Source organism: Bacillus sp. mrc49, assembly GCF_002803435.1.
The window spans coordinates 1-6,345 of sequence record NZ_PHNG01000568.1 but is presented as its reverse complement, the minus strand read 5'-3'; the positions used below and the strand labels follow the sequence as shown (position 1 = coordinate 6,345).

Sequence of the window (6,345 nt, the reverse complement as noted above, 5' to 3'; positions counted from 1 at the left end):
TTGGGGACGCCTCCACAAGGGTGGGCTGATGGCAGCAGGACAAAAGAAGAGATGTCAGGCGGCGGAGGCTTCCAGCGCGGGAATTCTCTAGCTCGTGAATACATCGATTTTTATCAAGGGGCAGGCGGCTTGGCAACATCCATCATCATCCTTCTGATCGGGGGAGCTGGCATTGCGACGGCGATAATGACGAGAAAGACGGCAGCCTGAAAATGGTAAAGAAGTTCATAAACAGGGAGGCTCCTCGAGAAGGGACCTTTCTTTTTGTTTTGAGAAAATCACACATGTAACTAATTGCCATTTTTGAATGAGAAATAATGATTGCACTTCAAAATAAATTAGTTTAATATATAGTTCTAAAGAGGTACGTACAACTATTTTGGATGAAAGAGAAAACGTTTGCATAAATTTTTTGAGGGTACCCTACTATTAATGCACGAACATTAAATTCACCTTAGTGGAGGCAGAATATGAAATTTCTGATTGCTATTTTAGGACTGCTTATTGTTTTTGGACTAGCTTTATTAGTGAGTAGTGACCGAAAGAAAGTTAAAATTAAACCGATTATCTTCATGGTGATCATTCAGCTTATTTTGACTTATCTTTTATTAAATACGAAGTTCGGGTTAGTGATCATCAATTCGATTGCCGATGGATTTGGCAAACTCCTGGAATGGGCAAATGAAGGGATTAGCTTCGTATTTGGCGGCATTGCAAATGAAGGAGCGGCACCGTTCTTTTTAAATGTTCTTCTTCCCATCGTATTCATCTCGGCATTGATCGGGATCTTACAGCACTTTAAAATCCTTCCATTCATCATGAAATGGATCGGGTTACTGTTAAGCAAGATAAATGGAATGGGTAAATTGGAATCTTACAATGCGGTTGCATCCGCAATTGTCGGACAATCCGAGGTCTTCATAACCTTGAAAAAACAACTTGGTGCCATTCCGCCAGCACGGATGTATACACTTTGTGCATCAGCGATGTCAACCGTATCGATGTCGATCGTCGGAGCATACATGACAATGATCGAGCCAAAGTATGTCGTGACGGCAATTGTCATCAATATGTTTGGCGGATTCATCATTGCATCGATCATCAACCCTTATACCGTTACGGATGATGATGATATCCTCGTCGTTGAAGAAGGGGCAGAAAAGCAGTCATTCTTTGAAATGCTTGGCGAATATATCATGGATGGCTTTAAAGTCGCCATGACGGTTGCAGCCATGCTAATCGGGTTCGTGGCATTGATTGCAGGGATCAACAGCTTATTCGATATGATCATCGGCATCAGCTTCCAGGAAATCTTGGGCTATATCTTTGCACCATTTGCTTTCATCATGGGTGTTCCGATTTCGGAAACCGTGACGGCTGGCGGAATCATGGCGACAAAGCTAGTGACGAATGAATTCGTTGCGATGCTGAGCTTAGGGGATGCCGCAAAAACATTGAGTGACCGTACGGTTGGAATCGTTTCCGTCTTCTTGGTTTCCTTTGCGAATTTCTCTTCCATCGGGATCATTGCAGGTGCAGTCAAAGGGCTGCATGAGAAGCAAGGTAATGTTGTTGCTCGTTTCGGCCTGAAGCTGCTATATGGTGCGACGCTTGTCAGCATCCTATCAGCGATCATCGTCAGTGTGATCATTTAAGTAACTCATGTTATGAAATGAAATCGGATTTATCTTGAGAGGCACTTGGATATACTTCCAAGTGCCTCTTTCAAATTTTGTTACAAGAATTTATTGAAATGGAAGGGTATCGGCATACCGGTATATAATACATAAAATGACTTGTCATGAAGGGAATGATGGTGGAAAATGAATGAGAATGAAACGGCCGTTTTTGCAGGAGGTTGTTTTTGGTGCATGGTCGCTCCCTTTGATGAAACAGATGGAATTATTGAAGTGACTTCAGGCTATACGGGAGGTATTGCTCCCAACCCGAGTTATAAACAAGTGATTGCCGGATCGACTGATCATGTTGAAGCGGTTCGGGTGATATTCGATCCATCGATCATTTCATATAAGGAATTAGTGGAGATATTTTGGCGCCAAATCGATCCTACAGATGACGGCGGCCAATTCACCGATAGGGGACAGCCATATAAGGCAGCCATTTTCTATCGTGATGAACGCCAGAAACGGGAAGCCGAGCGATCAAAGGAAGAATTGATGATGAGCGAACGGTTTAAAAAGCCGATTGTCACGGACATTTTACCATCGGGAAAATTTTATGCAGCTGAAGAGTATCACCAACAATTCCATCGGAAAAATCAATTTCGGTATGCATTATATCGCAAAGGCTCAGGTCGGGAAACCTTCATAAAAGAAAATTGGCCTAAGGATAACGCCCATCTTAGAGATAGGTTGACCGAGACCCAGTTTCATATCACCCAGGAAAATGGTACCGAGCCACCTTTTGATAATGCCTATTGGGATCACTTTGAAGAAGGCATATATGTGGATGTCGTTTCTGGTGAGCCTCTATTCTGTTCAAAGGATAAGTATGATAGCGGATGCGGCTGGCCGAGTTTCACAAAGCCCATCATGTCGGCAAGTGTCCATGAGAAAGTCGATGTAAGCCACAGAATGACCCGCACGGAGGTGCGCAGCAGGGAAGCCGATTCCCACCTGGGCCACGTATTTCCTGACGGACCAGGCCCTAAAGGCACAAGATATTGCATGAACTCCGCCGCCCTTCGCTTCATTCCAAGAATGGATATGGAGAAAGAGGGATATGGGGATATATTGTTGCTTTTTAAGTTGAAATAACTTTTTTGAGATAGGGGAACGAAAATGGAAAAAGTAGATGGGATTTTATATCGGTATATCCTTGATCATTCATCAACGATTACGGATAATTGGCTGGCTTTAAGGGAAAAGCAGGTGGGTTCGATCTATTCCGTGGATACCGATGCGGAAGTGGAGGAGCTCCTGAGGAAACAGAATACGTTGACGATCAAGACCGTGACCAGTGCATTATTAGAAGATAAAAGTTCTTTTATTGAAAATATGGAGCATTGGGCGACTATGGTCGCTAAAAGCAGGGTTGAATCTGACACACCGATATACGAGGTATTGGAAGCGCTTAATAAAGTGAGGGAAACATACTGGGACTTCATCACTGACCATATGCTTAAGGATGATAATAAAATTCCGAAGGATACGATCATTCGCTGGAGCAGGCTAATTAACCAAGCATTCGATCAATTGAACCGTGAGTTCACTGAGCAGTATTATCTATTGACCCAAAAACGGTTGCTGGCTCAACAGGATTTGATCACGGAATTAGGTTCACCGGTCATTCCGATCGTTGACGCCATGGCGGTGTTGCCTTTGATAGGCGAAATCGATACCTATCGGGCAAAGGAAATCATGGATACGACTCCAAGCAAATGCATCAGCAAAAATATTTCTCATCTGTTCATCGATTTATCGGGGGTCACACTCTTGGATACGATGGTCGCCCAACAAGTCTTTGAATTGATAAGCACCCTTAAATTATTGGGCATACAATCGACCATTTCCGGAATACGTCCGGAGGTAGCCCAGACGTCGATTCAGCTCGGCCTCGATTTCAGCCAGGTCTCGACCTATAGCACGTTAAAGCAGGCCCTTTCCAAGCAAGGGGTCAAACTATACGCTTGAAAATAAGCAAAGAACCAGTGCCCACGGGGGCCTGGTTCTCTTTTTTGATTACAGCTTGAATGAACTTTTCAATCCGACGATTTGGTTGAACACCAAGCGATCGGCTTTCGTAAGCTTGGTATCGACATTATAATAGCCATGCCTGAAGAATTGGAATTTATCCTGAGGCTGTACGTCTTTCATATTGGGTTCGACGAATCCTTGTAAAATTTCAATCGAATCCGGATTAACCCGCTCCAAGAATGATTTTTCTTCTTCATCTTCCGCTGCGGAATCCAAGATCAACGGTTGGTAATTGCGGAATTCCGCTGAAATCGCTTGTGAAGCCTCGACCCAGTGCAATGTCCCTTTTACCTTGCGTCCAGTGAAGCCTGATCCGCTTTTCGTTTCCACGTCATACGTGCAGCGAAGCTCAATGACGTTGTCGTTGTCGTCTTTTATCACTTCTTCACATTTAATGAAATAAGCGTGCTTTAAACGGACTTCATTGCCCGGGAAAAGACGGAAATATTTTTTTGGCGGATTTTCCATGAAATCGTCTTGTTCGATATAGATTTCACGAGAGAATGGGATTTTGCGCATGCCCATTTCCGGAACTTCCGGATTGATTTCAGCATCCAGCCATTCAACCTCGCCTTCCGGATAATTGGTGATGACCACCTTAAGCGGGTTCAACACAGCCATCGTCCGTGGGGCCTTCAGCTTTAAATCCTCCCGTACGAAATGATCGAGCATTTGGGAGTCCACGACACCGCTTGTTTTCGCGACGCCAATCTCTTGGCAGAATGCACGAATGGCTTCAGGGGTATACCCGCGCCTGCGCAAGCCTGAGATGGTTGGCATCCGGGGATCGTCCCAGCCGTCCACGAAGCGTTCGTCGACCAGTTGTTTCAGTTTTCGCTTGCTCATTACGGTATTGGTCAGATTAAGGCGGCCAAATTCATATTGCTGCGGTTTACTTTCCATTTCACAATTTTCGACGATCCAGTCATAAAGCGGACGTTGATCCTCGAACTCAAGAGTACAAATCGAGTGTGTGACTCCTTCGATCGCATCTTCTATTGGGTGGGCAAAGGCATACATCGGATAGATGCACCACTTATCGCCGGTATTATGGTGCTCGGTATGGGAAATGCGGTATATAACCGGATCGCGCAAATTGATGTTCGGCGAGCTCATATCGATTTTGGCACGCAGCACCTTTTCACCGTTTTCGAACTCACCGTTGCGCATCTTTTCGAATAGTTCAAGGTTTTCCTCAACCGTACGATTGCGGTAAGGGCTGTCTTTTCCAGGCTCTGTCAGCGATCCGCGATATTCCCGGATTTGATCGGCATTAAGGTCGTCCACGTATGCCAGTCCTTTATTGATGAGCAGCACAGCTCGTTTGAACATTTCATCGAAATAGTCGGAAGCGAAGAAAAGATTATCCCAATCGTAACCAAGCCATTTTACGTCTTCCTTGATGGAATTGACATACTCGATATCTTCCTTCAGCGGATTCGTATCATCGAAGCGCAGGTTCGTTTTGCCGTTGAAATCATCGGCCACCCCAAAATTCAAAATGATTGATTTGGCGTGCCCGATATGCAAATATCCATTTGGCTCAGGAGGGAAGCGTGTGATGATATGATCATGTTTTCCGGTCTCCAGATCATCTTTTATGATCGTTTTAATAAAATTCGAAGCGTTATTTTCCAACTGAATTCGACCTCTTTCATTTATATACTTCTTTTACTTTTACCTGTATATATACCATAAATACAGATATTTTTCCATGTTCGAGCCGGGAACAAGGTTTGGAGGCGCATTCTTAAACCATTCATCAAGTATATAGTTTTTGCCTCCAAAAAGAAAATATCCTTGAATCGTTCATTTTATGGGTCGAGTATGATCTTTACCTGGCAAATAAAATAAGCAATACAGGAACTTACGCCTGTATTGCTTATAATGATGTCCTGGCTTCAGGCCGGAAAATCGGTGTAGAAGGACGAATTATTCCCGGTCTTGGCCGGAATACCGGTGGTGAAGGACGAATTCTCCCATCCTGGGCCGGAATATTGGCCATGAAGGACGAATTCTCCCTGCCAAATCAAAAGACTGTCGTTTGCAGGAATTCCTTTGTCCGCTCTTCTTTTGGGTTTGTGAAGAAATCTTTTGGCGGGCCGCTTTCGACAACCCGGCCATCATGCATGAAAACGATCCAGTCGCCAACATCACGGGCAAAGCTCATTTCATGCGTTACGACCACCATCGTCATGCCTTCCAGGGCAAGCTCCTTCATCGTAGTTAGAACCTCGCCGACCAGCTCGGGATCGAGGGCGGAGGTAGGCTCATCAAAAAGCAGGATATCAGGCTTCATGGCAAGGGCACGGGCGATGGCAACACGTTGTTTCTGCCCGCCTGAGAGTTTGCTGGGATAAACATCGGCTTTATCTGATAAGCCGACTTTGGCAAGCAATGCCTTTGCTTCTTCAATCGCCTGGGCCTTAGGCACCTTTTTAACATGAGTGGGTGCTTCAATGACGTTTTCAAGGACCGTCATATGCGGGAAGAGATGAAAATGCTGGAAGACCATTCCTACCTTCGCGCGGATTTCATTGATATCATGGGTGCCTGGCTTGACCTCGGTCCCCTCAATGAGGATTTGCCCGCTGTCTTTCTTCTCCAAGTAATTCAAGCAGCGAAGCAG

At 44.9% G+C, this 6,345-nt stretch carries 6 protein-coding genes; 4 read left to right on the top strand and 2 right to left on the bottom strand.

Features of this window, described 5'->3' with window-relative positions:
• From CVN76_RS05935 to CVN76_RS05920, 4 genes are all read left to right on the top strand, one after another.
• Positions 1-210: hypothetical protein (locus CVN76_RS05935; protein WP_157805548.1), on the top strand; the 210-nt coding region annotated here is incomplete at its 5' end.
• 260 nt (positions 211-470) lie between these two features.
• Positions 471-1,655, top strand: a complete 1,185-nt coding sequence (locus tag CVN76_RS05930; protein WP_100530559.1) for a NupC/NupG family nucleoside CNT transporter — start codon at positions 471-473, stop codon at positions 1,653-1,655.
• Between the two features lie 168 nt (positions 1,656-1,823).
• A complete protein-coding gene (msrB, locus tag CVN76_RS05925; RefSeq protein ID WP_100530560.1) occupies positions 1,824-2,777 on the top strand; it encodes a peptide-methionine (R)-S-oxide reductase MsrB in 954 nt (317 codons plus the stop codon).
• 24 nt (positions 2,778-2,801) lie between these two features.
• A complete protein-coding gene (locus tag CVN76_RS05920) occupies positions 2,802-3,653 on the top strand; it encodes an STAS domain-containing protein (protein ID WP_100530561.1) in 852 nt (283 codons plus the stop codon).
• Between the two features lie 48 nt (positions 3,654-3,701).
• Here CVN76_RS05920 and CVN76_RS05915 read toward each other — a convergent pair whose 3' ends face one another.
• A complete protein-coding gene (locus CVN76_RS05915; protein WP_100530562.1) occupies positions 3,702-5,354 on the bottom strand; it encodes a glutamine--tRNA ligase/YqeY domain fusion protein in 1,653 nt (550 codons plus the stop codon).
• A 391-nt stretch (positions 5,355-5,745) separates the two neighbouring features.
• The coding region (locus CVN76_RS05910; protein ID WP_100530598.1) for an amino acid ABC transporter ATP-binding protein at positions 5,746-6,345 on the bottom strand (600 nt) is incomplete at its 5' end.

Bases quoted from the DNA above. Each gene is read 5' to 3' on its own strand.
- msrB (WP_100530560.1), top strand. From the start codon at position 1,824: ATGAATGAGAATGAAACGGCCGTTTTTGCAGGAGGTTGTTTTTGGTGC.
- CVN76_RS05930 (WP_100530559.1), top strand. From the start codon at position 471: ATGAAATTTCTGATTGCTATTTTAGGACTGCTTATTGTTTTTGGACTA.
- CVN76_RS05920 (WP_100530561.1), top strand. From the start codon at position 2,802: ATGGAAAAAGTAGATGGGATTTTATATCGGTATATCCTTGATCATTCA.